This window comes from Burkholderia sp. Bp8994, from assembly GCF_003853805.1.
In the GTDB taxonomy this organism is placed as follows: domain Bacteria; phylum Pseudomonadota; class Gammaproteobacteria; order Burkholderiales; family Burkholderiaceae; genus Burkholderia.
This window is the reverse complement of record NZ_QTQH01000026.1, coordinates 59,461-83,693: the sequence shown is the minus strand read 5'-3', so window position 1 is coordinate 83,693 and position 24,233 is coordinate 59,461. Positions and strand designations below refer to the sequence as shown.

The window sequence follows — 24,233 nt, the reverse complement described above, 5'->3', positions numbered from 1 at the left end:
AGCTTGCGCGTTGACCACAAGCAAACCATCTCGATATTCAGCATCCCTGCAACAATATGCCGCGGGAAACGGGAATCGCACGGGGGTGCGTCAGTGTGCCTCTTCCCAGTTCGCGCCGGCGCCCACTTCGGCGACCAGCGGCACCTTCAGCTTCGCCACGCCGCACATCATTTCCGGCAGCTTCTCGCGCACGAGCGACAGTTCTGCGTCGGGCACCTCGAGCACCAGTTCGTCGTGCACCTGCATGATCATCCGTGACGCGAGCCGGTCGCGCGTGAGCCAGTCGTCCACCGCGATCATCGACAGCTTGATCAGGTCGGCCGCCGTGCCCTGCATCGGTGCGTTGATGGCGGCGCGCTCGGCGGCCTGACGGCGCGGGCCGTTGCCGCCGTTGATCTCCGGCAGCCACAGGCGGCGGCCGAAAACGGTTTCGACGTAGCCCTTCTCCTTCGCCACCGCGCGCGTGTTTTCCATGTACTGCGCGACGCCCGGGTAGCGCGCGAAATAGCGGTCGATGTAGAGCTTCGCCGCATCGCGCGTGATGCCGAGGTTCGACGCGAGGCCGAACGCGCTCATCCCGTAGATGAGCCCGAAGTTGATCACCTTCGCGATCCGGCGCTGGTCGGAATTGACCTCCAGCGGCGTCACGCCGAACACTTCGGCGGCGGTTGCGCGGTGGATGTCCTCGCCCTGCGAGAACGCGCGCAGCAGCGACGCGTCGCCGGAAATGTGCGCCATGATCCGCAGCTCGATCTGCGAATAGTCGGCCGACACGATGCGGTGCCCCGGCGATGCGATGAACGCCTCGCGGATCCGCCGGCCTTCGGCCGTGCGCACCGGAATGTTCTGAAGATTGGGATCGTTCGACGCGAGACGGCCCGTGACCGCGACCGCCTGCGCATAGTTCGTGTGCACGCGGCCCGTTGCGGGATTCACCATGCGCGGCAGCTTGTCGGTGTAGGTCGACTTCAGCTTCGACAGCCCGCGATGCTCGAGCAGCAGCTTCGGCAGCGGGTAATCCTCGGCGAGCTTCTGCAGCACTTCCTCGTCGGTCGACGGTGCGCCGCTCGGCGTCTTCTTCACGACCGGCAACTGCAGCTTCTCGAAGAAGATCTGCCCGATCTGCTTCGGCGAGCCGAGATTGAACTCGCCGCCCGCCAGTTCGTACGCCTGGCCCTCGAGCTCGATGAGCCGCGTCGCGATCTCGCTGCTTTGCGCCTGCAGGCGTGCGTCGTCGATCAGCACGCCGGTGCGCTCCATCTTGCGCAGAACGAGCGACACCGGCATCTCGATCTCGCGATACACGCGCTCGAGGCCCGCCTCGCGCGCGACCTGCGGATACAGCGCCTGATGCAGCTGCAGCGTGATGTCCGCATCCTCGGCCGCATACGCCGCGGCCTGCTCGAGCGCCACTTCGTCGAAGCCGATCTGCTTCGCGCCCTTGCCGGCCACGTCTTCATACTTGATCGTCTTGACGCCCAGATGACGCAGCGCGAGGCTGTCCATGTCGTGCGTCCGGTGCGATTCGAGCACGTACGATTCGAGCAGCGTGTCGTGCTCGATGCCGTTCAGCGCGATGTCGTAGTTCGCGAGCACCTGCGCGTCGTACTTCAGATGCTGGCCGACCTTCTTGCGGTCGGCCGATTCGAGCCACGGCTTCAGGCGCGCGAGCACGTCGTCGATCGGCAGCTGCTCGGGCAGGTCGGGACCGCGATGCGCGACCGGAAGATATGCGGCCTTGCCCGGCTCGACCGAGAACGACAGGCCGACGAGCCGCGCGGTCATCGGGTCGAGCGACGTGGTTTCGGTGTCGAACGCGGTCAGCGCGGCCGCGTCGATCTTCGCGAACCATGCGTCGAACTGCTCCCAGGTCTGGATCGTGTCGTACTCGCGGACGATGTCTGCGGCCACCACCGGGGCGGGGTCACCTTCCGGCGCATCGGCGCCGCCGCCTTCGGCGGGCGCGCTGTCGACTTCGCGCAGCCACGTCTTGAAGCCGTAGCGCGCGAAGATGTCGCGCAGCAGGTCGCGTGCTTCGCCGTCGCTCTTCAGCGACGCTTCGATCGATTCGAGATGCGGCGCGAGATCGCAGGCCGTGTCGACGGTCACGAGCTTGCGGCCGAGCGGCAGGAAGTCGAGCGCGCGGCGCAGGTTGTCGCCGACCACCCCCTTGATCTCGCCTGCGTGTTCGATCACGCCGTCGAGGCTGTCGTATTGCGACAGCCACTTCACGGCCGTCTTCGGCCCGCACTTCTCGACGCCGGGCACGTTGTCGACGGTGTCGCCGATCAGCGCGAGGTAGTCGATGATCCGCTCGGGCGGCACGCCGAACTTCGCGACCACGCCGTCGCGATCGAGCGTCTCGTTGGTCATCGTGTTGACGAGCGTGACGTGATCGGTGACGAGTTGCGCGAGGTCCTTGTCGCCGGTCGATACGATCACGTTCATCCCGTGCCGTTCGGCTTCGCGTGCGAGCGTGCCGATCACGTCGTCGGCCTCGACGCCCTCGACCATCAGCAGCGGCCAGCCGAGCGCGCGCACGGCGCCGTGAATCGGTTCGACCTGCAATGCAAGATCGGGCGGCATCGACGGACGGTTTGCCTTATAGTCGGCATAAAGGTCGTCGCGGAACGTCTTGCCCTTTGCATCGAACACGCAAGCGCTATACTCTGCACTGACTTCCTTGCGCATACGACGCAGCATGTTGATGATTCCGTAGAGCGCTCCGGTCGGCTCCCCGCCAGGGCCACGCAAATCAGGCATCGCATGGTAAGCCCGATACAGATAGCTCGAACCGTCAACCAATAGCAGGGTCTTACCTTCCAGATTTCGTTCTTCAGGCATTATGAACAAGAGAAAAGTGATTCCGAGTCTGCGTTCGCTCGCAGATCAAGAACGCGCGACGGCCAAGAAGGCGCGCGCATCGTGGCAGATGTTCACGATTATGGCAGAGTTTATCGAGGCGACCGAGTACCTGTCGGAGATCCGCCCGGCCGTCAGCATCTACGGTTCTGCCCGTCTGAAGCCCGATACGCCGCACTACAAGTTGGCCGTGCAGATCGCGCGCAAGCTGTCCGACGCCGGCTTCGCGGTGATCTCCGGCGGCGGCCCCGGCATCATGGAAGCCGCGAACAAGGGCGCGCACGCCGGCAAGGCGCCGTCGGTCGGCCTGAACATCGAGCTGCCGCACGAACAGGCCGGCAACCACTACCAGGACATCTCGCTGCGCTTCCGCCACTTCTTCACGCGCAAGGTCACGTTCGTGAAGAACTCCGACGCGGTGATCGTGATGCCGGGCGGCTTCGGCACGCTCGACGAACTGTCCGAAGTGCTCACGCTGATCCAGACGAAGAAGTCGCGCCTCGTGCCGATCATTCTCGTCGGCAGCACGTTCTGGCAGGGGCTGCTGCAATGGTTCCGCGACCAGTTGATCCCGAACGGCCTCATCAATCCGGAAGACATGGACCTGATGCAGGTGATCGACGATCCCGACCAGGTGCTCGACGCCGTGCTCGCGTTCTACGAGGACAGCGGCGAGGAAGAAGGCGCGGACGGCGACGATCATCCGCCGCGGCCCGAAGAAGACCGCATGTTCTATCTGTAATTCGATCGGCTCGATGGCCGGCCGTCGCGGCCGGCATCCCGCTTCCCGCGCGGCAGGCATGGCGATTCCGCCACCTGCCGCGCGTCATTTTGTAACGCCGCGTTAATCCCGCAACGCGGCGACGCACCGTCGAATGTCAAATTCGGGCGGCCGGTGCCGCACAACGCCTTCGACGCGTGCCACGCCCGGGACCGACCATTGTCAAATCACGCTGCCGTCCATCGGTCCAGCCGGCCGGCCCGACGTCAATCTGCCGTAACAAATGCCGCTCGCCTTTTCCGTGCGGCGCCCGCACACTGCCTCTTGTCGGCGTGGCGTCCCCCCGGTGGAACGATCCCCCCTCGCGTCCATCGCGTCGCGCCGGCCTTTTGACAACGACATCACGGAAAACAACATGAAACGTTCGCTGATCGCCCTCGCCTTCGCCGGCCTCGGTGTTTCGCTGTCCGGCCTCGCCCACGCCGTCAACGTCGACGTCAACATCGGCACGCCTGCGCCGGTCGTCGTCGCGCCCGCGCCTGTCGTGGTCGCACCGGCTCCCGCGGTCATCGTCGGCTGGCACGGCGATCGTTACTGGGACGGCCGCCGCTACTGGGAACGCCGCGAGTGGGAAGATCACGAGCGCCATCATGGTCACGGCGGCTACCACTGCCCGCCGGGACACGCGAAGAAGGGTGAGTGCTGAGCATCCGAGTGCGGGTTCGATCGGGCTCGCGCACTGCAGGACAAAGAACAAGGCCGCACGTGAACGAAAGTTCGCGTGCGGCCTTTGTCGTTACGCCCGCGGCTTGCGCGGCGTTCACATCACTGGAACGCCACTTCCGCAAAACTCCGCAGCTTGCGGCTATGCAGCTTGTCGAGCCCGTTCGTGCGCAGGATCTCCATCGCCTTCACGCCGATCTGCAGATGCTGGTCGACCTGCCCGCGATAGAACGTGTCGGCCATGCCCGGCAGCTTCAGCTCGCCGTGCAGCGGCTTGTCGGACACGCACAGCAGCGTGCCGTACGGCACGCGGAACCGGAACCCGTTCGCGGCGATCGTCGCGCTTTCCATGTCGAGCGCGATCGCGCGGCTCTGCGACAGCCGCTGCACGGGTTCGCGGTGATCGCGCAGCTCCCAGTTGCGGTTGTCGACGCTCGCGACCGTGCCCGTGCGCATCACGCGCTTCAGTTCGGCGCCTTCGAGACGGGTGACCTCGGCCACGCCGCGCTCGAGCGCGAGCTGCACTTCGGCGAGCGCCGGGATCGGCACCCACAGCGGCAGGTCCGCATCCAGCACGTGATCCTCGCGCACGTAACCGTGCGCGAGCACGTAGTCGCCGAGGCGCTGCGTGTTGCGCAGGCCCGCGCAGTGGCCGAGCATCACCCACGCGTGCGGTCGCAGCACCGCGATGTGATCGGTGATCGTCTTCGCGTTCGACGGGCCGACACCGATGTTGACCATCGTGATCCCGCTGCCGTCCGCGCGCTTCAGGTGATATGCAGGCATCTGCGGCAGCCGCGGCGGCGCGGCGCCCTCGGCCGGCTCGCTGCCGAGGTTCGCGTTGTACGTGATGACGTCGCCCGGCTCGACGAACGCGCTGTACTGGCTGCGGTACGCGCGCACCTCGGGATCGTCGCTCTCCGTCATCATCGTGCGGCCGAGCTTCACGAATTCGTCGATGTAGAACTGGTAGTTCGTGTAGAGCACGTAGTTCTGGAAATGCGTGGGCGACGTCGCCGTGTAGTGACGCAGCCGGTGCAGCGAGAAGTCGACGCGCGCGGCGGTGAACAGCGCGAGCGGATGCGGCTCGCCGGGCGCCGGCTCGAACGTGCCGTTGACGATGCGGTCGTCGAGGTACGACAGGTCGGGCGTGTCGAAGATGTCGCGCATCGCGAGCAGGCGGTCGCGGTCGAGCTCGCCTTCGAGGTGGATGCCTTCGGGAAACGCGAAGTGAACCGGAATCGGCTGCGACGACACGCCGATCTCGATCTTCACATGGTGATTCTTCGACAGCAGGCGCAGTTGCTCGCGATAGTAGTTCGCGAACAGGTCGGGGCGCGTGACGGTCGTCTCGAACACGCCGGGACCCGCGACGAAACCGTACGAACGGCGCGAATCGACGTGCGTGTTGACGTCGGTACGAATCCGCACGAACGGATAGCACGCACGCACGTGCTCGGTGATCGGTTCGTGGCGGCGATAACGCGCGAAGGCATCGCGCAGGAAGCCCGTGTTGGTGTCGTAGATGGCCGACAGCCGCGCGACGGCGGCGACGGAATCGTCGAATGCTTCGACGGGCGGACTCTCGGGCGTCAGCACCCGATGCCGGCGGCTCAAATCGTTCTTCATTTTCATCACCTCGTCTGATCGAACGACATTACCACGGAACCCGGTCATGCTCATGGCCACTCGCTTGCACGCCGCTTGCACGCGAGGGCCGGGCCGCGCGCAGTATTTGCTAAAATCGGAAGGTTCACTGGAGACTCATCATGAAGCCGCTCATTCTCGTCGCCGCTGCCGCCGTGTTCGCGGGCACGTTTGCCGCTGCCGGCGCCGCTTACGCCGCCGGCGGCACGCCCGACGCCGACGCGCAGGCCCGGGCCGAGGCCAACGAGGCCGCCGGCCTGCCCGATCTCCGCAAGATCAACCGGCCGGGCGCCGAAGTCACGTCGAAGGTCGACTTCGCCGACATCCGCCGCACGCCGAGCTTCCACGCAAAGAGCAAGAGCGGCACCGAGGTCACCGAGTATCGCGATCGCGGCAAGCCGGTCGAAATCGACGTGAAGTCGAACTTCGGCACGCGCTACCAGATGAGCTCGACGCTCGACACGTCGCCGAAGCCGCACGACGCGGGCGTCCCGATCACGCGCCTGCCGTCGGTCAACCTGCGCTACTGATTTCCTGCCGCGCCGCGTCGGTCCCGACGCGGCGCGCCGGCATTCCCTTCACCTCCTGTCGCGCCGCACGCCGCGCGCGTGCCGACAACTGACCAGACGCATCTCGCATGGCCGTTTTCACCGCTGTTTCCGACTCCGATCTCGCGCAATGGATGCGCCACTACGAACTGGGCGACGTGCTGGCGTTCCGCGGCATTCCGTCCGGCATCGAAAACAGCAACTTCTTCCTGACGACGACGCGCGGCGAGTACGTCCTGACGATCTTCGAAAAGCTGACGGCGGAACAGCTGCCGTTCTACCTCGACCTGATGCGCCATCTGGCGAGCCACGGCGTGCCGGTGCCGGATCCGGTCCCGCGCGACGACGGCGCACTCTTCGGCGAGCTGCACGGCAAGCCGGCGGCGATCGTCACGAAGCTCGACGGCGCCGCCGAACTCGCGCCGGGGGTCGAACACTGCATCGAGGTCGGGCAGATGCTCGCGCGCCTGCACCTCGCGGGGCGCGACTATGCGCGTCACCAGCCGAACCTGCGCAGCCTGCCGTGGTGGCAGGAGAACGTGCCGGCGATCGTCCCGTTCGTTTCCGACGCGCAGCGCACGCTGCTCGAGGACGAACTCGCGCACCAGGCCGCGTTCTTCGCGTCGGACGACTACGCGGCGCTGCCGGGCGGCCCGTGCCACTGCGACCTGTTCCGCGACAACGTGCTGTTCGCGCACGCGGCGCCCGGCACCGGTCATGACGTACGGCTCGGCGGCTTCTTCGATTTCTATTTCGCGGGCTGCGACAAATGGCTGTTCGACGTCGCGGTCACCGTCAACGACTGGTGCGTCGACCTCGCGACGGGCGTGCTCGACGTCGCGCGCACCGATGCGCTGGTGCGCGCCTACCAGACGGTCCGGCCGTTCACGGCCGAGGAACGCCGCCACTGGAGCGACATGCTGCGCGCGGGCGCGTACCGCTTCTGGGTGTCGCGCCTGTACGACTTCTACCTGCCGCGCGCGGCCGAAATGCTCAAACCGCACGACCCCGGTCATTTCGAACGCATCCTGCGTGAGCGTATCGTCCACACGCCCGCGCTTCCCGAGACCCATACCGCATGCAACTGATCGAAGTGCCCGCGAAAGCGGGCTATGTCTGGTTCCGACAAGGCATCTGGCTGTTCCGCCGGAACCCGCTCGCGTTCATCACGCTGTTTTTCACGTACCTGCTGGCGATCACGCTGGTGTCGATGGTGCCGGTGATCGGCGCGGCGCTGCCGCTGCTGTTCATCCCCGGCATCGCGGTCGGCTTCATGGCGGCATGCCGCGACACGGTGGCTGGCAAGCCAGTGATGCCGACGATCCTCATCGACGGCTTCCGCTCGTACGGCACCGCGACGACGCAGCGGCTGCTCGTGCTCGGCGTGGTCTATGTCGCGCTGATGGTGCTGGTGTTCGCCGCGTCGTCCCTCGTGGACGGCGGCGGGCTGCTCCAGATGATGCTCGGCGCCACGAACGAAGCGAGTCCGACGCCGGAAACGCTCGCCGCGCAAGGCACGCTCGGCGCGCTGCTGCTGGCGACGCTGCTCTACGCGCCGGTCGCGATGCTGTTCTGGTTCGCGCCGGTGCTCACCGCGTGGCACGACATTCCGCCCGCCAAGGCGCTGTTCTTCAGCATCGTCAGCTGCTGGCGCAATCGCGGCGCATTCGTCGTGTACGGGCTGCTGTGGTTCGGCGTCGCGCTCGGCACGTCGTTCGGCCTGTCGCTGCTGCTGCAGGCGCTCGGCGCCGGCGCCTATGTGCTGACGATCATGATGCCGGTGACGATCCTCATCGTCACGATGATGTACTGCTCGTTCTACGCGACCTATCGCGGCTGCTTCGGCGTGCAGGAACCGGGCGCCGCGACGCCCACCACCGGCCGCTGACGCCGTTCGGCCGGCGCCCGCCGCCGGCCGTCCATCCCTCCTCCCGGCCGGCCCGGCGCGGATCCCCGGCGCCACGCCCCACCCCTGTTCAACCGAATCTTTTGCGCGCAAAATAATTTGCGTACAAATCGTTAGCGCGTCCGCCGCGCCGCCCGAATCATGGACCGCCTGCCCCCGCTGCCCCAGACGCTCGACGAGCAACTGTGCTTCGCGCTCTACTCGACATCGCATGCGATGACGAAGGCGTACAAGCCGCTGCTCGACAAGCTGTCGCTGACCTATCCCCAATATCTGGCGATGCTCGTGCTGTGGGAGCGCGACGATATCGCCGTAAAGGACATCGCCGCCCGCCTCGACCTCGATCCGGCCACCGTCACGCCGCTGCTGAAGCGGCTCGAGGCACTCGGCTACGTCGAACGCGTGCGCAGCGTCACCGACGAGCGCATCGTCAACGTGCGCTTGACGACGGTAGGCCGCGCGCTGAAGGACAAGGCGCGCTCGGTGCCCGCCGATCTCTTTTGCGCGATGCAGCAAACGCCCGAGTTCCTGGTCAGGCTGCGCGCGGATCTCCAGCAGTTGCGCCACGCGCTGTCGGCGGCCAACGAAGGCTGACGAACCCGCGGTCGCAAACGGCTCGGCACTGCCGGGCCTTTTCTTCAAAATTTCATTTGCACACAAATCATTTGTGTTCTATATTTTGCTCGTGGCCGGCGACACCCGTCCGACCGGACCGCTTCCTCCCATTCTTCCGACAGGAGCTGCACCATGAACATTCTGTACAAGACCAGCGCCACGAGCACGGGCGGCCGCGACGGCCGCGCGGTATCCGCCGACAACAGGCTGGAAGTGAAGCTGGCCGCGCCGCGCGAACTCGGCGGCACGGGCGCGGAGGGCACGAACCCGGAACAGTTGTTTGCCGCAGGTTACTCGGCCTGTTTCCTCAGCGCGATGAAATTCGTCGCGGGCCAGAACAAGCAGACGCTGCCGGCCGACACGCAAGTGACCGCGGAAGTGGGCATCGGCCCGAACGACGCAGGCGGCTTCGGGCTCGACATCGAACTGCGCGTGTCGCTGCCGGGGCTCGACAAGGCCGATGCGCAGGCGCTGGTCGACAAGGCGCACCACGTGTGCCCGTACTCGAACGCGACCCGCAACAACGTGCCGGTGCGCCTGACGGTCGTCTGACGCGACGCACGACGTTGAATGCAAAAAGGGCGTGTGCGGCTGCTTGCCGCACACGCCCTTTTGCGTGATTCGCCGGACCGGCTGACATGCCGGCCCGCGCTGCGCTGCTTAACGCGAGCCGAACGAGAACGGACGGTTCATCGCCGCTTCGCGATCGATCTTGCGCATGCGGAATTCGAGATCGTAGATGTCGGTTGCTTCGGAAAGGTACGCGTCGGCGCGCTCTTTCGCGGCCTTTTCAGCGTTCTTGGTCAGCATCAGGAAGAGGTGGCTCAGCAGGTACATGGTCGATCTCGCAATCCAAAGGTTCTTTGACTAGGGTTTTCCCGAATTATAGGGAAAACCCTAGCCTTTGGCCAGCGTCGATCGGAAGGTGCGTCGTCAGGTCGCCACAGTGCGGCGATTCTCTTCGAAAAAGGCCCAGATCATTGCGCTCGCATCGGGGCCTACCGCCGCGTGGAACGGCACCGCCTCGTCGCCGCCCGACCATGCATGATCGAGCCCTTTCACGTGACAGAGCCGCACGATCGACTCGCCGTCGCGACGTACGTCGGTGATCTGCGCGCCGGCCTCGCGCGTCTCCACCCGCTCGCCGCCGCGCAGCGCGCCGCGGCTGTCCGCGAGCCCGTTCAGGCGCATGAACTGCACCGTCAGCTGGTCCGCATTCTTCGGTGCGACGACATGGTCGCCGTCGCCCTGCACGATCAGCACCGGCATGCCCGGATAGGCCCCGGTGTCGACCAGCGTGTCGACCACCGCAGCCGGGTTCTGCCGCAGGCCGCGCCGCATCACGTCCATCGCGCTGATCCCGGAATTCGCCTCGCCGAGCGCGGGGCCCGAATGCAGCGCGACCGCCGCGAAGCGGTCCGGGTGATGCAGCGCGAGCAGCGCCGCCAGCCCCGCGCCGGCAGACAGCCCGGCGACGTAGACGCGCGATGCATCGAAGCCGTGCTCGTCGACGAGCGCATCGACGAGCGACGCGACCGCATCCGCCTCGCCGCGGCCCGCGCGGTCGGTGTCTTCATACCAGTGCCAGCAGCCGTGCGCATGCGCACGCAGCGACTGCTCCGGATACAGCACCGCGAAACCGTACTTGTCGGCCAGCAGGTTCATCCGGGTGCCCTGCGCGAACTCGTCGACCGATTGCTGGCAGCCGTGCAGCATCACGACCAGCGGTATCGCGCCGCGCCGGCGGCCAGGCGGGACGTACAGGCCATAGGCGAGCTGCTGGACCAGGCGGCCCAGCGCGGGCGCCATCGGATGCTCGCCGCGCGTCCACTCGCCGGCCGCCCAGGCGGCCGCGCGCGGACGCACGCGCGACTCACGTGGCGGGGACAGATCGGTTGCGGCGGGCGATGCGGCGGCCTCGAGCGTATCGCGCGCGATCCGCTGGGCCTCGCGCGCCGCGCGTTTGGCGGCCGGAGACAGCATTCGTTTCATGCCGCCTAGCCATACCTTCGTCAGACTTTTGGTCATCAATCGGGCTCGCAGTCAGGAAAAACAGGGATACGACACGGGGTGCATCATTCGACTTTGTGCAATGCACCATAACATTGTTTCTGGGATTTTTCCTGCGCGCGGAGAGTTCCCCTCGGCGCAAAAAACGGGCCTCGAACACACGCGGCGCTATACTGGGGTTTGGCCGCTTGTATCCGTTGTAGTCGTTCTTCCCGGCTCGCGCGTTGATTTAAGCATTCGTTCCGCCCCTGCTCGTTCCCCTCCCGATGTTCGACCTGCCCTCTCACCTGTGGATCACGATCACCGCGTTCGGTGGCGCCGGCCTGACCTTGCCGCTCGCGATCACGATCGCCGTATGGCTCGCGCTCGGCTACTCGTGGCAGCGCGCGGCCGCGTGGCTCGGCGTGCTCGCGGCCGCGATCGGGGTCGTCGCGCTCACGAAGATCGCCTTCCTCGGCTGGGGAATCGGCATCCGCGCGTGGGATTTCACGGGATTCAGCGGCCACGCGATGCTGTCGACGTCGGTCTATCCCGTCGCGATCTTCCTCGCGCTGATCCGCACGCGCACGCCGGTGCGGATCGCCGGCATCGCGCTCGGGCTCGCGGCCGGCATCGCGGTCGGCGTGTCGCGCGTCGCGCTCGACGCGCATTCGCCGTCCGAATCGATCACCGGCTGCATCGTCGGCGCGATCGCCGCGCTGGCGTTCATCGCCGGCTCGTGGCACGCGGTACCGCACCGCTGGTCGGTGGCGGCGGTCGTCGCGAGCCTCGCGCTCGTCACCGTCGCGCTGCACGGCATCACGGTGCCGTCGCACCGCTGGGTCACCAAGGTCGCGCTGGAGCTGTCGGGGCACGAGCGGCCGTTCGTCCGCGCCCGCTGGAAAGCGAATCCGAACTACCGGCCGGCATCGCAGCCGTCGTCGCTGCAGCGCACCGATTCGTCGCAGCCGCTGCTGCACGCGTGACGGGCCGCACGCACGTCATCCGGTCACCGTTCAAGTCTGAAGATCCTCATGCGCGCCATCGCATGAACGGTATGTCGAGCGTTATAACCCGCCCTATATTACGATTACGGTTTCCAACCATTCAAACGCCCCGACCATGCGCTCGACCGTTCGCCCGCTTCGCCGCACCCTGCTCCGCCTGCTGCCGCTCGCCGCGCTTGCCGCGGGCATCGCGTTCAGCGCGCCGGCTTGCGCTGCCGACGAACTGGTCGTGTCGGCGGCCGCGAGCCTGACGAACGCGTTCAAGGCCGTCGGCGATGCGTTCCAGAAGCAACATCCGGACACCAAGGTGCTGTTCAACTTCGGCGCGTCGGACGTGTTGATGCAGCAGATCGCCAAGGGTGCACCGGCCGACGTGTTCGCCTCGGCGGACCAGAAGGCGATGGATCGCGCGGTCAGCGAAAAGGTCATCGTGCCGGGCACGCGCCGCGATTTCGCGGCGAACTCGCTCGTGCTGATCGTGCCGGCGGACAGCCGTGCGGCCGCGCCGACGTCGCTGAACGACCTGGCAGCGCCCGGCGTGAAGCGCATCGCGTACGGCGACCCGGCGTCGGTGCCGGTCGGCCGCTACACCGAAGGCGCGCTGCGCGCGGCAGGCGTGTGGGACGCCGTCAGCGCGAAGGGCGTACTGGCCGCCAACGTGCGCCAGAGCCTCGATTACGTCGCGCGCGGCGAAGTCGACGCGGGCTTCGTGTTCGGCACCGACGCGGCGATCATGCCGGGCCGCGTGAAGGTCGCGCTGACCGTGCCGACGCAGACGGCCATCACCTATCCGATCGCGGTGGTCAAGGACAGCCGCCATGCCGCGCAGGCGCAGTCGTTCATCGACTTCGTCGCGTCGCCGCAGGGCCAGGCCGTGCTGGCGACCTTCGGTTTCAAGCCCGCGGGCAAGTGAGCGCAGCATGATGCAGGACGCCTGGGTACCACTGCTGTTGTCGCTGAAGGTCGCCGGCTGGGCGACCGCGCTCGACATCGTGCTCGGCGTCGCCGCCGCCTTCGTGCTCGCGCGCTGGCGCTCGCCGCTGCGCGACGTGGTCGATTCGCTGCTGACGCTGCCGCTCGTGTTGCCGCCGACGGTGCTCGGCTATTACCTGCTCGTGCTGCTCGGCCGGCACGGCGTGTTCGGCGCGTGGCTCGACACGCTCGGCATCGAACTCGTCTTCACGTGGCAGGGCGCGGTCATCGCGTCGATGGTCGTCGCGTTTCCGCTGATCCTGAAATCGGCGCGCACCGCGTTCGAAAGCGTCGATCCGCATCTCGAGCGCGCGGCACGCACGCTCGGGCTCGGCGAAGCCGCGGTGTTCTTCCGCGTGACGCTGCCGCTCGCCACGCGCGGCATCCTGGCCGGCGCGCTGCTTGCCTTCGCGCGCGCGCTCGGCGAATTCGGCGCGACGCTGATGATCGCGGGCAACCTGCCCGGCCGCACGCAGACGCTGTCGGTCGCGATCTATGCGGCGGTGCAGGCCGGCGACGACAGCACGGCCAACTTCCTCGTGCTGGTGACGTCGATCACCTGCGTGCTCGTGCTGCTCGCGACCGGCTGGCTCGTGCCGTCGCGTGCCGGACGGAGCCAGCCGACATGACGCGCCGGCCGCATCCGCACCGCTGCGCGGCACCGGTCGCGGCAACACGCCGTCCCGTCGGGCGGGCGGTTTCGCGCACGCACGGCGCGGCACGACGGAGGCCCGCATGAGCGTCGCCGTCGATATCCGCAAGACCTACGCGAACGCCGAGCGCCGCTTCACGCTCGATGTGTCGTTTACGGCCGGCACGCAGCGCGTCGTGCTGTTCGGGCCGTCCGGCGCCGGCAAGAGCATGACGCTGCAGGCGATCGCCGGCTTGCTGTCACCCGACGAAGGCACGATCACGCTGAACGGCGAAACGCTGTTCGATTCCGCGCGCGGCATCGACGTGCCGACCCGTGCACGCCGCGTCGCGTATCTGTTCCAGGACTATGCGCTGTTTCCGCACCTGAACGTGCGCCAGAACATCGCGTTCGGGCTCACGCCGGGCCTGCGCAACCCGCGTGCGAAGGCGGTGCCGCCCGAAGTCGCGTACTGGCTGCAGGCGTTCGAGCTCGACACGCTCGCCGGGCAATTCCCGTCGCAGTTGTCGGGCGGGCAGAAACAGCGCGTCGCGCTTGCCCGCGCGCTGGTCGCGCAGCCGCACATCCTGCTGCTCGACGAGCCGTTCGCGGCGCTCGACGGCGCGCTGCGCCAGCGCATGCGCCACGAGCTCGCCGAACTGCAGGCGCGGCTCGATATCCCGATGGTGCTCATCTCGCACGATCCCGACGACGTCGCCGCGTTCGGCGACCAGGTCGTGCAATTGAGCGAAGGACGCGTGCAGGCCGCAACGCCGCACGCCGAGTGGCCGACGCGCGTCACGTGATCGCGCGAAGGCGGTGGCCCACGCGGCCACGTTTGAGCCTGAGAGAAGCCGCACGGGCGGCAGAAGCTGGAACGAGCTGAAAACGGGATCGAAGCCGGCGCCTCGTGCATGTCGGGCGGCGCCGGTTTCGCCGCGTCCGCCCACGGTCATCGACAGGGACGGCGCGCGCCGCCGTCGTGCGATCAGCCCGTCACCGCGAGAATCACGCTCGATGCCTTGAACAGCGCGATCGCCCGCCGGCCGGCGTCGAGTTGCAACGCGCCGACACTGTCGTTCGTGACCACGGCCGTGAGCGTCCCGCCACCGTCGAGCGCCAGCGTCACCTCGCTGTTCACCGCGCCCGCCGTGACCGTTTCGACCGTCCCGTGCAACTGGTTGCGTGCGGACACCTTCAAGGTCGCGTCGGCTCCGCCGTCGTCGTCGACCGCCAGCACGACCCACGACGCCTTCACGAGCGCGCACGCATCCGCGCCCGGCTGCAGGCCGAGCGCGTCGGCGCTTTCGTGCGTCAGCACCGCGACGATCGCCTGCCCGCCCGGCAGCACGAGCGTCACCTCGTCGTTCACCGTGCCGCGCACGATCGACTCGACCTTGCCGAACCACTGGTTGCGCGCGCTCGTCTTCATCCCGATCCGGCCGATCAGCGCCCAGTCGACGTCGAAGCCGGACACCGCCGCGCTCGCGGCGTCGATGAAGCGGCGATGCTCGCGCTCGATCGTGCGGAACGCGGCGATCAGCGACGTCGCGCGCGGCGTCAGCGTCGTGCCGCCGCCGCCCTTGCCGCCCGTCGAGCGCGTCACGAGCGGCTCGCCGGCCAGGTTGTTCATCGTATCGATCGCCTCCCACGCGGCCTTGTAGCTGAGCCCGACGGCCTTTGCCGCGCGCGTGATCGACCCGGTGTCGCCGATCGCCGCGAGCAGCGCGATGCGGGTGGCGCCGCCGAGCGTCTGCTCGCCCGCGCGCAGCCACAGTTCGCCGCCCAGTTCGAGCGGCCCGGCGGAAGAGGAAGGAGGCGATGCGTCGCTCATCGGTCTGTCGGAAGAAAACGGGTGGCCATTATAGTGAGCGCGCGCCGCTCAACGCGGCTTGCCGTCGAGCTTCGGCGGGCGCAGGCTCGCGAGCAGCGCCTCGGCGTCGCGCGCGGCGCGTTGCTCGAGCGCCGCACCGTAGCCGCGCACGAAACCGAGCTGGTACGCGGGCGCCGCCAGTTGCTCGAGATGATGCAGCGCGACGATCGTGTCGTTCGCCTCGCCGAGCACGCTCTGCACGCGCGCGAGCGTCTTGACCGTTTCGTTGCGCGTGCGGCGCGAGGCCAGCGACGCGAAGAACTCGAGCGCGTAGCGCAGCCGCTTCGCGTCGATCCGCACCTGGTGCCGCGCGGCCGTGTCGAGCGACGTGAGCGACGGCGATGCATACAGGTGACCGAACAGCCGCCGCACGCGCTTGGTCGCGTGGCGCCGCAGCGACGGCGTGTCGTCGTCGCCGGCGGCCGGCGGCAGCGCGAGCGCGCTCAGCCATTCGAGCCAGCCGAGCGTCAGGCGCGCATAGCGCGCCGAATGCAACGCCTGGCGCAATTCGACGCGCGCCGCCGTCGCCTGGACGCGCGCGGCGTCGAGCGTGCCGTCCCAGTCGGCGCTGCCGCCGTCGGCCGCGATCAGCGCGGGCAGGCTTTCGGTCGAGAACACGTCCCAGTCGCGCACCGTGCCGAGCAGCGACGCGACCCAGCGCAAGTCGGCGCCGAACGTGTTCTTCCATTGCTCGTCCGCGAAGCGTGGAAAGAAGCGCATCAGCGTGCGCAGCCGGCGCAGCGCGACGCGCATCTGGTGCACGAACTCGGGATCGTCGCGATCGAGCACACCGCCCTCGTTGCCGAGCCATTGCGTGGCAATGTCGCCGGACAGCGCGAACAGCGCGGCCCGCTGCGTGCGGATGCCGGTCAGGTCGACGAGTTGCGCCTTGACCGGCCCGGCGACGGCGGGCTCGCCCGCGCACGCGCGATCGATCACGCTGGTGAGCTGCACGAACGCGGGCCATGCGCCGCTGAGCTCGCGCGCGGCGGCGAACAGCGCGCGCAGCGCGGCCGTGCGCGCGGCGACGGTTTCCCAGTCGGGCGCCGCGAGGCGCAGCTCGACATGGCGGCGCGGTGGTTCGGTGCCACGGTGCAGAATGATGTCGTCGAGCGTCATCTCGACCACCACGCCGCTGTCGTCCGCCCAGCGCCCGCGCCGCCGCTCGCTGACGAGCCGCAGCGGCGCCGGCCCGGACGATGCGGCGAGCGCCGCTTCGGCAACGGCGTCGGGCGTCACGCGGTCGCCCTCGCCGGTCGCCTGCGGGGCATCCGCATCCGCATCGGCGATCGGCGCCGATGCGGGCGTGGCCACCGCGATGCCCGCGTGTTCGGCATCGAACAGTTCGCGCTCCACGACGCCGGGCGCGAATGCCTTCGTGCGCGACGCGACGACCCGCCGCCCGTGCGCGTTCGACTCGATCCACGTCCACCAGCACTCGCCGGGGCTCGGCTCGGCTTCCTCGACCTGGCATGGCTCGATCGTCACGCGTTCCTGGCCGCGCCGCATCCGCACCTGCGGACAGATCCGCCACGCACGGACGAGTTCGGCGCCGAAGTCGCGCTGCTCACCACGGGCCCGGCTTCCCGCCCTGACCGGCCAACCTTCCAGCGACAGGCACAACACGATTTCCAGCACACGCGACATGGAGGCTCCTGCACATGAAGAATCGCCGGCACGTCCTCCGTGCCGGCGTCGTCCGTGAAGCAGCTTCCATAGTACACGCGGCCAATATGCGCTGGCGACGATCTGGCCCTGTCGCCCGTGTCACGCATCAAACGACGTATCAGACGGCGTATTGCGCGATGCCGTTGCCGAACGACCAGTCCTCCTTCAGCACTTCGACGAGACTGATGAAGACGTCCTGCGGCCGCACGCCGGGCTGCCGCGCGAGATTCTCGGCGATGGTCCGGTACAGCGCCTGTTTCTGCTCGAGCGTACGCGTGTTGTTCGCCGTGATCTGGACCATCACCAGATCGTCGCTGCGTTCGATGTCGAGGTAGTGGCGGCCGAAGAAGAAGTTCTCGGCCGAATGCTCGGTCACGACCATGAAGATGTCGTCTTCGGGCACGTTGAACGTATGCATCAGCGCGCGGTGCACGCCGTCGACGAGCGCCGCACGGTAGGCGGCCGGTTTGCCTTCGCGCACGGCGATACGGGTGAATGGCATGGTGCTGCTCCTTTCGGTGACGTTGAGAATCGGAAACGCAAGGTCAGGTTAGGCGCGCGGAGCTATAATGAACAGTCATCATCCGATATTTCATTCATTTACATTTGCAATGAAAGTCCTCGACCTCGATGCTGTGCGCGCATTCGTGCTGGTCGCCGATCTCGCGAGTTTCACGCGCGCCGCCGACGCGCTCGGCACCACGCAATCGGCCGTCAGCCTGAAGCTGAAGCGGCTCGAAGCGCACCTCGGCAAGCCGCTGCTCGCACGCACGCCGCGCGTCGTCAAGCTGGCGGCGGACGGCGAGAACTTCCTGCCGGCCGCCCGCGCGCTGCTCGACGCGCACGACCAGGCGCTCGGCGCGATTTCGGCCGGCACGCACCGCCTGTCGCTCGGTGTCAGCGAGCACGTCGCGGTGCCCGACCTGCCGGCCGTACTGACGAGCCTGCACCGGCAGGATCCCGGGCTGTCGCTGGAGATGCACCTGGGCATGTCGGCGAGCCTGCTCGCGCAATACGACGAACGGCGGCTCGACGCGGCGATCGTGCGACACGAACCGGGCGAGGATCCGCCGCGCGACGACGGCACGCTGCTGTTCACCGAACCGCTCGCATGGCTCGCCGCGCCCGACTGGGCGCCGCGCGCGGGCGAGCCGCTGCCGCTCGCGGTGCTGGCCGGGCCGTGCGGCGTGCGGGCCGCCGCGCTGCGTGCGCTCGAGCATGCGGGGCGGCCGTGGCGCGAGCGCTTTACGGGCGGCGGCGTCGCGGCGGTCACGGCCGCCGCCGCGGCCGGGCTCGCGGTCTGCCCGCTGGCCCGGCGGGTCGCGCCGCGCACGCTGGTCGACGTCGGCACGAAATTCGGCCTGCCGCCGCTGCCGCATTCGCAGGTCGTGCTGTATTCACGCGTGCGCGACGCCCGCGCGGCGGCCGCACTTCGCAGGTTTTCCGACAGCCTTGCAATCTCGGCGTAAACTACGCGGTTCCGCTGCCCGCAATCCCCTGACGAATTCCGATGAAACCCGACGCCCGCAAGCACCTCCGTGCCAACCTGCTGATGCTCGCCGCCGCCGCGATCTGGGGCTCGGCGTTCGTCGCGCAACGACTGAGCCTCGACGTGATCGGGCCGTTCCTGTTCACGGGGCTGCGCTTCCTGCTCGGCGCGCTGGTGCTGCTCCCGCTGCTGATGGTCAACGCGGGCTCGCGCGCGCAGTTCGCGGCGATTCGCCGCGAGCCGGCCCTGCTCTCGCCGGGCCTCGCGCTCGGCGTGCTGCTCGCCGTATCGATCTCGCTGCAGCAGGTCGGCCTGCAGTACACGCGGGTCGCGAACGCGGGCTTCATCAGCTCGCTGTACGTCGTGATCGTGCCGCTGATGGGCGTGTTCGTCCGCCACCGGATCGGCGCCGGCACGTGGTTCGGCGCGCTGCTCGCGGCGATCGGCCTGTACTTCCTCAGCATCGACGAGCATTTCTCGGTGCTCTACGGCGACTGGTTCCAGCTCGCGGGCGCCGTGGTCATCGCCGCGCACGTGATGACCGTCGGCCATTTCGCGAAGCGGCACGATCCGCTCGTGCTCGCGTTCCTGCAATTCGTCGCGTGCGGCGTGCTGTGCCTCGCGGCCGGCCTCGCGATCGAACCGGTCAACCTCGCGATGCTGAAGCGCGCGCTGCCGACGCTGCTGTACGGCGGGCTGCTGTCGGTCGGCGTCGGCTATACGCTGCAGGTCGTCGCGCAGCGCGATGCGGCGCCGGCGCACGCGGCCGTGATCTTCAGCATGGAGGGAGTGTTCGCGGCCATCGCCGGCTGGGCCGCGCTCGGCGAGACGCTGACGCTGCGCGCGCTGGTCGGCTGCGCGCTGATGCTCGCCGGCCTGCTCGCCTGCCAGTTGCTGCCGAACGGCGACGCACGGAAAAAGGACGAGGACGCGCTGCCGGCGTGACACGCACGATCCCTATAATGGCGGTTCGCGTGCTTTTCATGCCAACCGCTTCCGACAGGCCAGCCCCGTGACGTCCAATCCCGTCGATCCCGCCGCCGACCTGCTGCGCGAACGCGCAGCGCACTATGCCGCCGAGGCCGCGCTGTTCCAGCGCGACCAGGCGCTGTCCATCGCTTCGCACGACCTGCGCAGCCCGCTGAACGCGATGCACAGCTGGGCGTACGTGCTCGAGCGCCAACTCGCCAGCGCCGACCCGAACCTGCAACGCGCGCTCGCGGGCATCCGCGCGGGGATCGACCAGCAGGTCGCGCTGATCGACGACGTGCTCGACGCACCGCGCGCGGCCACGCGCACCCTGGCGATCGCCGCACAGCCGTTCGCGCTGCGCCCGCTGCTCGACGACACGCTCGCACTGGTGCGCTGCGCACTCGCCGACGCACGACAGGTGAGCGTCGACGCGACGCTGCCCGACGGCGAGCCGTCGCTGACCGCCGACCGCGAGCGCATCGCGCAGGCGCTCTGGACGATGCTGACGACGGCCGTCGAAGCCAGCGCCGCCGGCAGCCGCGTGACGTTCACGTGCGCGCGTGACGGCGCGCAGTACGTCGCGCACGTCGCCTGCGACGTGAACGCCGCCGCCCTCGCCGATCCGGCGCTGCCGCATGCATTCGAACCGTTCGCGCGCCGCGAGATGCTGCACCCGCGCGACGCGAAGCGCGTCGCAGCGGCGCTCGCGCTGTGCCAGCGTGTCGCGCTCGCGCACGGCGGCTCCTTCACCCACGCCCCGTTCGCCGACGGCGCCGCCGTCACCCTGTCGCTCACCGTCCCCTGCGAGGCGCCGGTGTAAGCCATCGGCCGCCCGACACATTACATTTCCCTTTCCGGCCCTATACTGTTGGGCCTGTCATGACTGGAGCGATTCTTTGTTACAGATCTTCGCGCTCATCGGCGCGTTGTTCCTGGTGGCCCTCAACGGGTTTTTCGTCGCAGCCGAATTCGGCCTCGTCAAACTGCGCGCGACGCGCGTCAAGACACTTGCCCGCAAGCACGGCCTGCGCGGGCGCATCCTCGCGATCGTGCACGGCCGGCTCGACGCGTATCTGTCCGCCTGCCAGCTCGGCATCACGCTCGCGTCGCTCGGCCTCGGCTGGGTCGGCGAGCCGGCGTTCGCGGAACTGATCGGGCCGCTGCTCGACCTGATCGGCGTGCAGTCCGAGCGCATCGTGCACCTGATTTCGCTCGTGTTCGCGTTCTCGCTGATCTCGTTCCTGCACATCGTGGTCGGCGAGCTCGCACCGAAATCGATGGCGATCCGCCAGTCGGAGAAGGTCGGCCTGTGGGTCGCGCTGCCGCTCTACGCGTTCTACTGGGCGATGTATCCGGCGATCTGGGTGCTCAACACCAGCGCGAACGCGGTGCTGAAGCTCGCGGGCCTGTCGGCCGACCACGGCGGCGATGCGCACTACTCGACCGACGAGCTGAAGCTGATCCTGCGCAGCCGCCGCAGCGCGGGCAACGCGGCCCAGCCGGCGCGCGGCACGTACACCAACGACGAGTGGAACACGCTCGCGCACTCGCTCGATTTCTCGTCGATGACGGTGTCGGACCTGATGCGGCCGGCGCATGAAATGATCGGCCTGCGCCGCGACCTGCCGCTGCCCGACAACATGGAAATCGTCGCGCGACACCGCTTCAGCCGCTATCCGCTGTTCGAGGATGCGTCGCGCGAGCAGGTGAGCGGGCTGATCCACCTGAAGGACCTGCTGCTCGCGCGTCACGCCGGGGCGGCGCTCGAAGACCTGTCCGACTACGTGCGCCCGGTGCAGTACGTGAAGCCCGACACGCCGGCGCTGGAACTGTTCCGCCGCTTCCGCAAGGGCGCGCCGCACTTCGCGCTGGTCGGCAACAAGGGCGAGAAGCCGATCGGCTTCCTGACGCTCGACAACCTGCTCGGTGCGCTGGTCGGCCAGATCCACGACGAGTTCCGCCAGGGCGACGCGGACTGGAGCCGCCTCGACGACGGCACGCTGATGGGCAAGGGCAGCCTGCCCGTCGTGTCGCTCGAGCAGGCGCTCGGCATCGACATCGACGAAGGGCGTGCGGAATCGGTCGGCGGCCTGGTGATCCAGGCGCTCAGCGATCTGCCGACCGAAGGGCAGCGCGTGTCGTTCGATCGCTTCGACGTCGTCGTGAAGAAGATGAACGGTCCGCGCATCGTGCTGGTGCGCGTCTATCCGAAGATCGCGAAGGAGGCCGACGAATGACGGCCGCCGCGGGCCGCGCGCGATGACGCCGACGCTGCCGCGCTGCTGCGTGATCACGCCGGAGCCGGCGTCCGCGTCGACCGCCGATTGCCACGCATTCCTCGACACGCTGTCGGCCGTGCTCGCGCGCGGCGAGACGCTCGTGCAGCTGCGCGTGAAGTCGTTCGACGCGGCCGCGTTCGCGCGGCTGGCCGCCGATGCGCTCGCGCGCTGCGACGCGGCCGGCGCGCAACTGATGCTCAACGGGCCGATCGACGCGGCCGGCGTGATGCGGCTCGACGGCGCGGGCTGGCATCTCGACGGCGCCGCGCTGCGCGCCGTCGCGCAACGACCGCTGCCGGCCGCTCGCCGCATGTCGGCCGCCTGCCATGCGGCCGACGATCTCGTGCTGGCCGCGCGTGCGGGCGTGGATTTCGTTACGTTGTCGCCCGTGTTGCCGACGCTCAGCCATCCCGGCGCGCCGACGCTCGGCTGGACGCAATTCGCTGCGTTGGCCGCGCAGGCCGCGATGCCGGTCTATGCGCTCGGCGGCATGACGCGCGCGCATCTCGACGACGCGCGCCGCCACGGCGCGTACGGCGTCGCGGGCATTCGCGGTTTCTGGTAAGGGCGGCCGGGCGCGCCAGCGCCCGACCCTCCGGGCATCACGCGTGCGGAACAGGACGCATCGCGCGCCATGCGCGGTCGTCGATCCGACGCACGTCGTGCGTCAGCGCGTACTGGTTGACGTCGCCCGTCAGCCACGCGACGAGCGAATACGGCGGCAACTCCCCTTCGTCGACCCGGTCGCGTGCGCGTGCCGGCGTCTCGAACACGACCTGCCCGCCCGGCGCATCGAAAGGCACCGCGTCGGGCGACAGGTTCAACGCGATGGTCAGCGTCTCGTCGTCGGCGAGCCGCCATGACGCGAGCAGCGCGTCGGCATCGCCGTCACCGCTCGCCTTCAGCGCATGCGCGTCCTGCGGCCGGCAATCGGACAGCCGCGGCGCGATCAGCTTCGCGCGCACCGCGAGCGCCGACTGCACGAAATGCGCACGATCGACATCGCGCGCGGTTTCGTCGAAGATCAGCGGGATCTGCGGCGTGAGCAGCGACAACGCAAGCGCCGCGAGGCCCGCCGCCTGCTCGCTGTCGCGCTGTTCGCTGTCGCGCCACGCGCCGTCGGACAGCACCAGCGACGTGAGCGACAGCCCTTCGGCGCACGGGCCGTCGCCCGCCGTGGCCGGCTGGAACGCCGCGCCTGCCGCGGTCAGCGCGCGCGCGAGCGTGTGGATCGACTGGTGGGGCGAAATCCCTTCGTGCGCCGACGTGTCGCGCCCCGTCAGCCGGTGCAATGCGCGTTCTCCGCAACCGTTCCACTGCGCATCGAAATGCGTATCGGCCAGGTGCACCGGATGACGCTCGCTGCCGAGCACGAGGTGGATCATCCGGTCGGCCGGCACGGCCGCGCGCACGCGGTCGGCGATCTCGCGCAGCCACGACGTGCCGATCCGGTCGGCCTCGCGCAGCCGCAGGCCGTCGCAACGGTATTCGTCGATCCAGTACAGCGCGTTGTCGCAGAAGAAGTCGCAGACTTCCGGATGGTCGAGCGCAAGCGGCGCCGCCTGCAGCGGATCGTCGCGCGTATGGAAGAACGGCACGGCGTAATGGCGCAGCGCGTCGGTGCCGCTGCCGAAGCGCGCGTAATCGAGTTCCAGCAGCACCGCGAGACCGTAGCCGTGCGCGGCGTCGATCAATGCCTTCAGCGCGTCGGGGCCGCCCTCGGACGCGAGCGGCGCGAACGGCAGGCTGTCGTGCGGCGACGCGAGCAACTCCAGCGCGGTCACGCCGAGGCGCGCGAGCTGCGGCAACCGGCGGCGCACGCCGTCGAAGCCGCCCACCGCGTGCGGACGAATCGCGTACAGCGCGATGTCTTCCCACGGGCGGCCGCGCCAGAACGTGTTGCGCCATGTGAACGCGCGCGGATCGACGACCTCGCTCGGGCCGTTGAGCCCGTCAGGTTGCGAACGCGACGCGGGATCGGGAATCGACACGACATCGTCGAGCCGGTAACGGTAACGCGCGCCCGCACCGCATTCGACGAACACTTCGAACCAGTGTGGACCGGCCGCCATCATCGGGACGAGCGTCGGGCCGGAGCCGGTATCGAGTTCGAGCTGAACATGCGTGCTGCCCGGCGCCCACACGCGGAAATGCGTGCGCGGCGACGTGCCGAGCGCACCGCAGGGCTGCGCGCCGGACGGCAGGCAGTGTATGAAGTGCTGCGCATACGGATCGTGCGGACAATCTGACATGATGCGCTCCTCGTGCGTGCCGAGCGGCATGGCCGCGCGATTCGCGCGGCGCATCGGGCCCGGCATGCGACGGCCAGGC

The 24,233-nt window shown here is 68.5% G+C and carries 24 protein-coding genes; 16 read left to right on the top strand and 8 right to left on the bottom strand.

All coding sequences use genetic code 11. The annotated features are described in order from the left end of the window. Nucleotides 1-90: 90 nt before the first annotated feature. Entirely contained in the window at nucleotides 91-2,844 is a 2,754-nt protein-coding gene (polA, locus tag DIE04_RS25890; protein ID WP_124523276.1) for a DNA polymerase I, read from the bottom strand. Nucleotide 2,845: 1 nt separating this feature from the next. Here polA and DIE04_RS25885 point away from each other — a divergent pair, with 1 nt between their 5' ends. Both DIE04_RS25885 and DIE04_RS25880 read left to right on the top strand, forming a co-directional pair. Then, a complete protein-coding gene (locus DIE04_RS25885; protein ID WP_044845264.1) occupies nucleotides 2,846-3,604 on the top strand; it encodes a TIGR00730 family Rossman fold protein in 759 nt (252 codons plus the stop codon). A 394-nt stretch (nucleotides 3,605-3,998) separates the two neighbouring features. Beyond that, a complete protein-coding gene (locus tag DIE04_RS25880; RefSeq protein WP_044845263.1) occupies nucleotides 3,999-4,289 on the top strand; it encodes a hypothetical protein in 291 nt (96 codons plus the stop codon). Nucleotides 4,290-4,408: 119 nt separating this feature from the next. Here the strand turns inward: DIE04_RS25880 and DIE04_RS25875 are convergent, their stop codons facing one another. After that, complete coding sequence (locus DIE04_RS25875; protein WP_044845316.1) at nucleotides 4,409-5,935, bottom strand: AMP nucleosidase; 1,527 nt, start codon at nucleotides 5,933-5,935, stop codon at nucleotides 4,409-4,411. A gap of 140 nt (nucleotides 5,936-6,075) precedes the next feature. On the opposite strand from DIE04_RS25875, the gene DIE04_RS25870 reads away from it, so the two are divergent. The 5 genes from DIE04_RS25870 (at nucleotide 6,076) to DIE04_RS25850 (ending at nucleotide 9,574) form a co-directional block, all read left to right on the top strand. Then, a complete protein-coding gene (locus DIE04_RS25870; protein WP_044845262.1) occupies nucleotides 6,076-6,483 on the top strand; it encodes a hypothetical protein in 408 nt (135 codons plus the stop codon). Between the two features lie 107 nt (nucleotides 6,484-6,590). Then, nucleotides 6,591-7,589, top strand: a complete 999-nt coding sequence (locus DIE04_RS25865) for a homoserine kinase (protein ID WP_124523274.1) — start codon at nucleotides 6,591-6,593, stop codon at nucleotides 7,587-7,589. Then, nucleotides 7,580-8,389: a BPSS1780 family membrane protein gene (locus DIE04_RS25860; RefSeq protein WP_124486434.1), complete on the top strand. Its 810-nt coding sequence runs from the start codon at nucleotides 7,580-7,582 to the stop codon at nucleotides 8,387-8,389. The genes DIE04_RS25865 and DIE04_RS25860 overlap by 10 nt, the downstream gene beginning before the upstream one ends. A gap of 159 nt (nucleotides 8,390-8,548) precedes the next feature. Next, nucleotides 8,549-9,001 (top strand): MarR family winged helix-turn-helix transcriptional regulator, encoded by a 453-nt coding sequence (locus DIE04_RS25855; protein WP_124523272.1) that lies wholly within the window; start codon nucleotides 8,549-8,551, stop codon nucleotides 8,999-9,001. A gap of 153 nt (nucleotides 9,002-9,154) precedes the next feature. Beyond that, complete coding sequence (locus DIE04_RS25850) at nucleotides 9,155-9,574, top strand: organic hydroperoxide resistance protein (RefSeq protein ID WP_040139352.1); 420 nt, start codon at nucleotides 9,155-9,157, stop codon at nucleotides 9,572-9,574. 108 nt (nucleotides 9,575-9,682) lie between these two features. Here the strand turns inward: DIE04_RS25850 and DIE04_RS25845 are convergent, their stop codons facing one another. Both DIE04_RS25845 and DIE04_RS25840 read right to left on the bottom strand, forming a co-directional pair. Beyond that, nucleotides 9,683-9,859 carry a DUF3563 family protein gene (locus DIE04_RS25845; protein ID WP_006753395.1) on the bottom strand — a complete coding sequence of 59 codons (177 nt, stop codon included), beginning with the start codon at nucleotides 9,857-9,859 and terminating at the stop codon, nucleotides 9,683-9,685. 96 nt (nucleotides 9,860-9,955) lie between these two features. Then, entirely contained in the window at nucleotides 9,956-11,050 is a 1,095-nt protein-coding gene (locus DIE04_RS25840) for a PHB depolymerase family esterase (RefSeq protein ID WP_124523270.1), read from the bottom strand. Nucleotides 11,051-11,298: 248 nt separating this feature from the next. On the opposite strand from DIE04_RS25840, the gene DIE04_RS25835 reads away from it, so the two are divergent. From DIE04_RS25835 to DIE04_RS25820, 4 genes are all read left to right on the top strand, one after another. Next, nucleotides 11,299-11,997 (top strand): phosphatase PAP2 family protein, encoded by a 699-nt coding sequence (locus DIE04_RS25835; protein WP_124486436.1) that lies wholly within the window; start codon nucleotides 11,299-11,301, stop codon nucleotides 11,995-11,997. A gap of 136 nt (nucleotides 11,998-12,133) precedes the next feature. Next, nucleotides 12,134-12,931, top strand: a complete 798-nt coding sequence (gene modA, locus DIE04_RS25830) for a molybdate ABC transporter substrate-binding protein (RefSeq protein ID WP_124486437.1) — start codon at nucleotides 12,134-12,136, stop codon at nucleotides 12,929-12,931. A 10-nt stretch (nucleotides 12,932-12,941) separates the two neighbouring features. Then, complete coding sequence (gene modB, locus DIE04_RS25825) at nucleotides 12,942-13,619, top strand: molybdate ABC transporter permease subunit (RefSeq protein ID WP_124486496.1); 678 nt, start codon at nucleotides 12,942-12,944, stop codon at nucleotides 13,617-13,619. A 106-nt stretch (nucleotides 13,620-13,725) separates the two neighbouring features. Further along, a complete protein-coding gene (locus DIE04_RS25820; RefSeq protein WP_124486438.1) occupies nucleotides 13,726-14,427 on the top strand; it encodes a sulfate/molybdate ABC transporter ATP-binding protein in 702 nt (233 codons plus the stop codon). A 182-nt stretch (nucleotides 14,428-14,609) separates the two neighbouring features. Here the strand turns inward: DIE04_RS25820 and DIE04_RS25815 are convergent, their stop codons facing one another. The 3 genes from DIE04_RS25815 to DIE04_RS25805 form a co-directional block, all read right to left on the bottom strand. Further along, nucleotides 14,610-15,455 (bottom strand): TOBE domain-containing protein, encoded by an 846-nt coding sequence (locus DIE04_RS25815; RefSeq protein WP_124486439.1) that lies wholly within the window; start codon nucleotides 15,453-15,455, stop codon nucleotides 14,610-14,612. A 48-nt stretch (nucleotides 15,456-15,503) separates the two neighbouring features. After that, nucleotides 15,504-17,141: a CHAD domain-containing protein gene (locus DIE04_RS25810; protein WP_124523268.1), complete on the bottom strand. Its 1,638-nt coding sequence runs from the start codon at nucleotides 17,139-17,141 to the stop codon at nucleotides 15,504-15,506. A gap of 139 nt (nucleotides 17,142-17,280) precedes the next feature. Next, nucleotides 17,281-17,664, bottom strand: coding sequence for a tautomerase family protein (locus DIE04_RS25805; protein WP_124486441.1), 384 nt, complete (start codon nucleotides 17,662-17,664; stop codon nucleotides 17,281-17,283). Nucleotides 17,665-17,773: 109 nt separating this feature from the next. Here DIE04_RS25805 and DIE04_RS25800 point away from each other — a divergent pair, with 109 nt between their 5' ends. The 5 genes from DIE04_RS25800 (at nucleotide 17,774) to DIE04_RS25780 (ending at nucleotide 22,467) form a co-directional block, all read left to right on the top strand. Beyond that, nucleotides 17,774-18,631, top strand: a complete 858-nt coding sequence (locus DIE04_RS25800) for a LysR family transcriptional regulator (protein ID WP_124486442.1) — start codon at nucleotides 17,774-17,776, stop codon at nucleotides 18,629-18,631. A gap of 41 nt (nucleotides 18,632-18,672) precedes the next feature. Then, nucleotides 18,673-19,596, top strand: coding sequence for a DMT family transporter (locus DIE04_RS25795; RefSeq protein WP_124522650.1), 924 nt, complete (start codon nucleotides 18,673-18,675; stop codon nucleotides 19,594-19,596). Between the two features lie 67 nt (nucleotides 19,597-19,663). After that, on the top strand, nucleotides 19,664-20,443 hold the full coding sequence (locus tag DIE04_RS25790) for a sensor histidine kinase KdpD (RefSeq protein ID WP_124522648.1): 780 nt from the start codon (nucleotides 19,664-19,666) through the stop codon (nucleotides 20,441-20,443). 76 nt (nucleotides 20,444-20,519) lie between these two features. Further along, nucleotides 20,520-21,860 (top strand): hemolysin family protein, encoded by a 1,341-nt coding sequence (locus DIE04_RS25785; RefSeq protein ID WP_124486445.1) that lies wholly within the window; start codon nucleotides 20,520-20,522, stop codon nucleotides 21,858-21,860. A gap of 22 nt (nucleotides 21,861-21,882) precedes the next feature. Beyond that, complete coding sequence (locus DIE04_RS25780; RefSeq protein WP_124486446.1) at nucleotides 21,883-22,467, top strand: thiamine phosphate synthase; 585 nt, start codon at nucleotides 21,883-21,885, stop codon at nucleotides 22,465-22,467. Between the two features lie 37 nt (nucleotides 22,468-22,504). On the opposite strand, the gene DIE04_RS25775 is transcribed toward DIE04_RS25780, so the two are convergent. Then, complete coding sequence (locus DIE04_RS25775; RefSeq protein ID WP_124486447.1) at nucleotides 22,505-24,154, bottom strand: DUF3459 domain-containing protein; 1,650 nt, start codon at nucleotides 24,152-24,154, stop codon at nucleotides 22,505-22,507. Nucleotides 24,155-24,233 lie beyond the last annotated feature (79 nt).

Coding starts and splice junctions, on each gene's coding strand:
- polA (WP_124523276.1), bottom strand. CDS start 2,844: ATGCCTGAAGAACGAAATCTGGAAGGTAAGACCCTGCTATTGGTTGAC.
- DIE04_RS25885 (WP_044845264.1), top strand. CDS start 2,846: ATGAACAAGAGAAAAGTGATTCCGAGTCTGCGTTCGCTCGCAGATCAA.
- DIE04_RS25880 (WP_044845263.1), top strand. CDS start 3,999: ATGAAACGTTCGCTGATCGCCCTCGCCTTCGCCGGCCTCGGTGTTTCG.
- DIE04_RS25875 (WP_044845316.1), bottom strand. CDS start 5,935: ATGAAGAACGATTTGAGCCGCCGGCATCGGGTGCTGACGCCCGAGAGT.
- DIE04_RS25870 (WP_044845262.1), top strand. CDS start 6,076: ATGAAGCCGCTCATTCTCGTCGCCGCTGCCGCCGTGTTCGCGGGCACG.
- DIE04_RS25865 (WP_124523274.1), top strand. CDS start 6,591: ATGGCCGTTTTCACCGCTGTTTCCGACTCCGATCTCGCGCAATGGATG.
- DIE04_RS25860 (WP_124486434.1), top strand. CDS start 7,580: ATGCAACTGATCGAAGTGCCCGCGAAAGCGGGCTATGTCTGGTTCCGA.
- DIE04_RS25855 (WP_124523272.1), top strand. CDS start 8,549: ATGGACCGCCTGCCCCCGCTGCCCCAGACGCTCGACGAGCAACTGTGC.
- DIE04_RS25850 (WP_040139352.1), top strand. CDS start 9,155: ATGAACATTCTGTACAAGACCAGCGCCACGAGCACGGGCGGCCGCGAC.
- DIE04_RS25845 (WP_006753395.1), bottom strand. CDS start 9,859: ATGTACCTGCTGAGCCACCTCTTCCTGATGCTGACCAAGAACGCTGAA.
- DIE04_RS25840 (WP_124523270.1), bottom strand. CDS start 11,050: ATGACCAAAAGTCTGACGAAGGTATGGCTAGGCGGCATGAAACGAATG.
- DIE04_RS25835 (WP_124486436.1), top strand. CDS start 11,299: ATGTTCGACCTGCCCTCTCACCTGTGGATCACGATCACCGCGTTCGGT.
- modA (WP_124486437.1), top strand. CDS start 12,134: ATGCGCTCGACCGTTCGCCCGCTTCGCCGCACCCTGCTCCGCCTGCTG.
- modB (WP_124486496.1), top strand. CDS start 12,942: ATGCAGGACGCCTGGGTACCACTGCTGTTGTCGCTGAAGGTCGCCGGC.
- DIE04_RS25820 (WP_124486438.1), top strand. CDS start 13,726: ATGAGCGTCGCCGTCGATATCCGCAAGACCTACGCGAACGCCGAGCGC.
- DIE04_RS25815 (WP_124486439.1), bottom strand. CDS start 15,455: ATGAGCGACGCATCGCCTCCTTCCTCTTCCGCCGGGCCGCTCGAACTG.
- DIE04_RS25810 (WP_124523268.1), bottom strand. CDS start 17,141: ATGTCGCGTGTGCTGGAAATCGTGTTGTGCCTGTCGCTGGAAGGTTGG.
- DIE04_RS25805 (WP_124486441.1), bottom strand. CDS start 17,664: ATGCCATTCACCCGTATCGCCGTGCGCGAAGGCAAACCGGCCGCCTAC.
- DIE04_RS25800 (WP_124486442.1), top strand. CDS start 17,774: ATGAAAGTCCTCGACCTCGATGCTGTGCGCGCATTCGTGCTGGTCGCC.
- DIE04_RS25795 (WP_124522650.1), top strand. CDS start 18,673: ATGAAACCCGACGCCCGCAAGCACCTCCGTGCCAACCTGCTGATGCTC.
- DIE04_RS25780 (WP_124486446.1), top strand. CDS start 21,883: ATGACGCCGACGCTGCCGCGCTGCTGCGTGATCACGCCGGAGCCGGCG.
- DIE04_RS25775 (WP_124486447.1), bottom strand. CDS start 24,154: ATGTCAGATTGTCCGCACGATCCGTATGCGCAGCACTTCATACACTGC.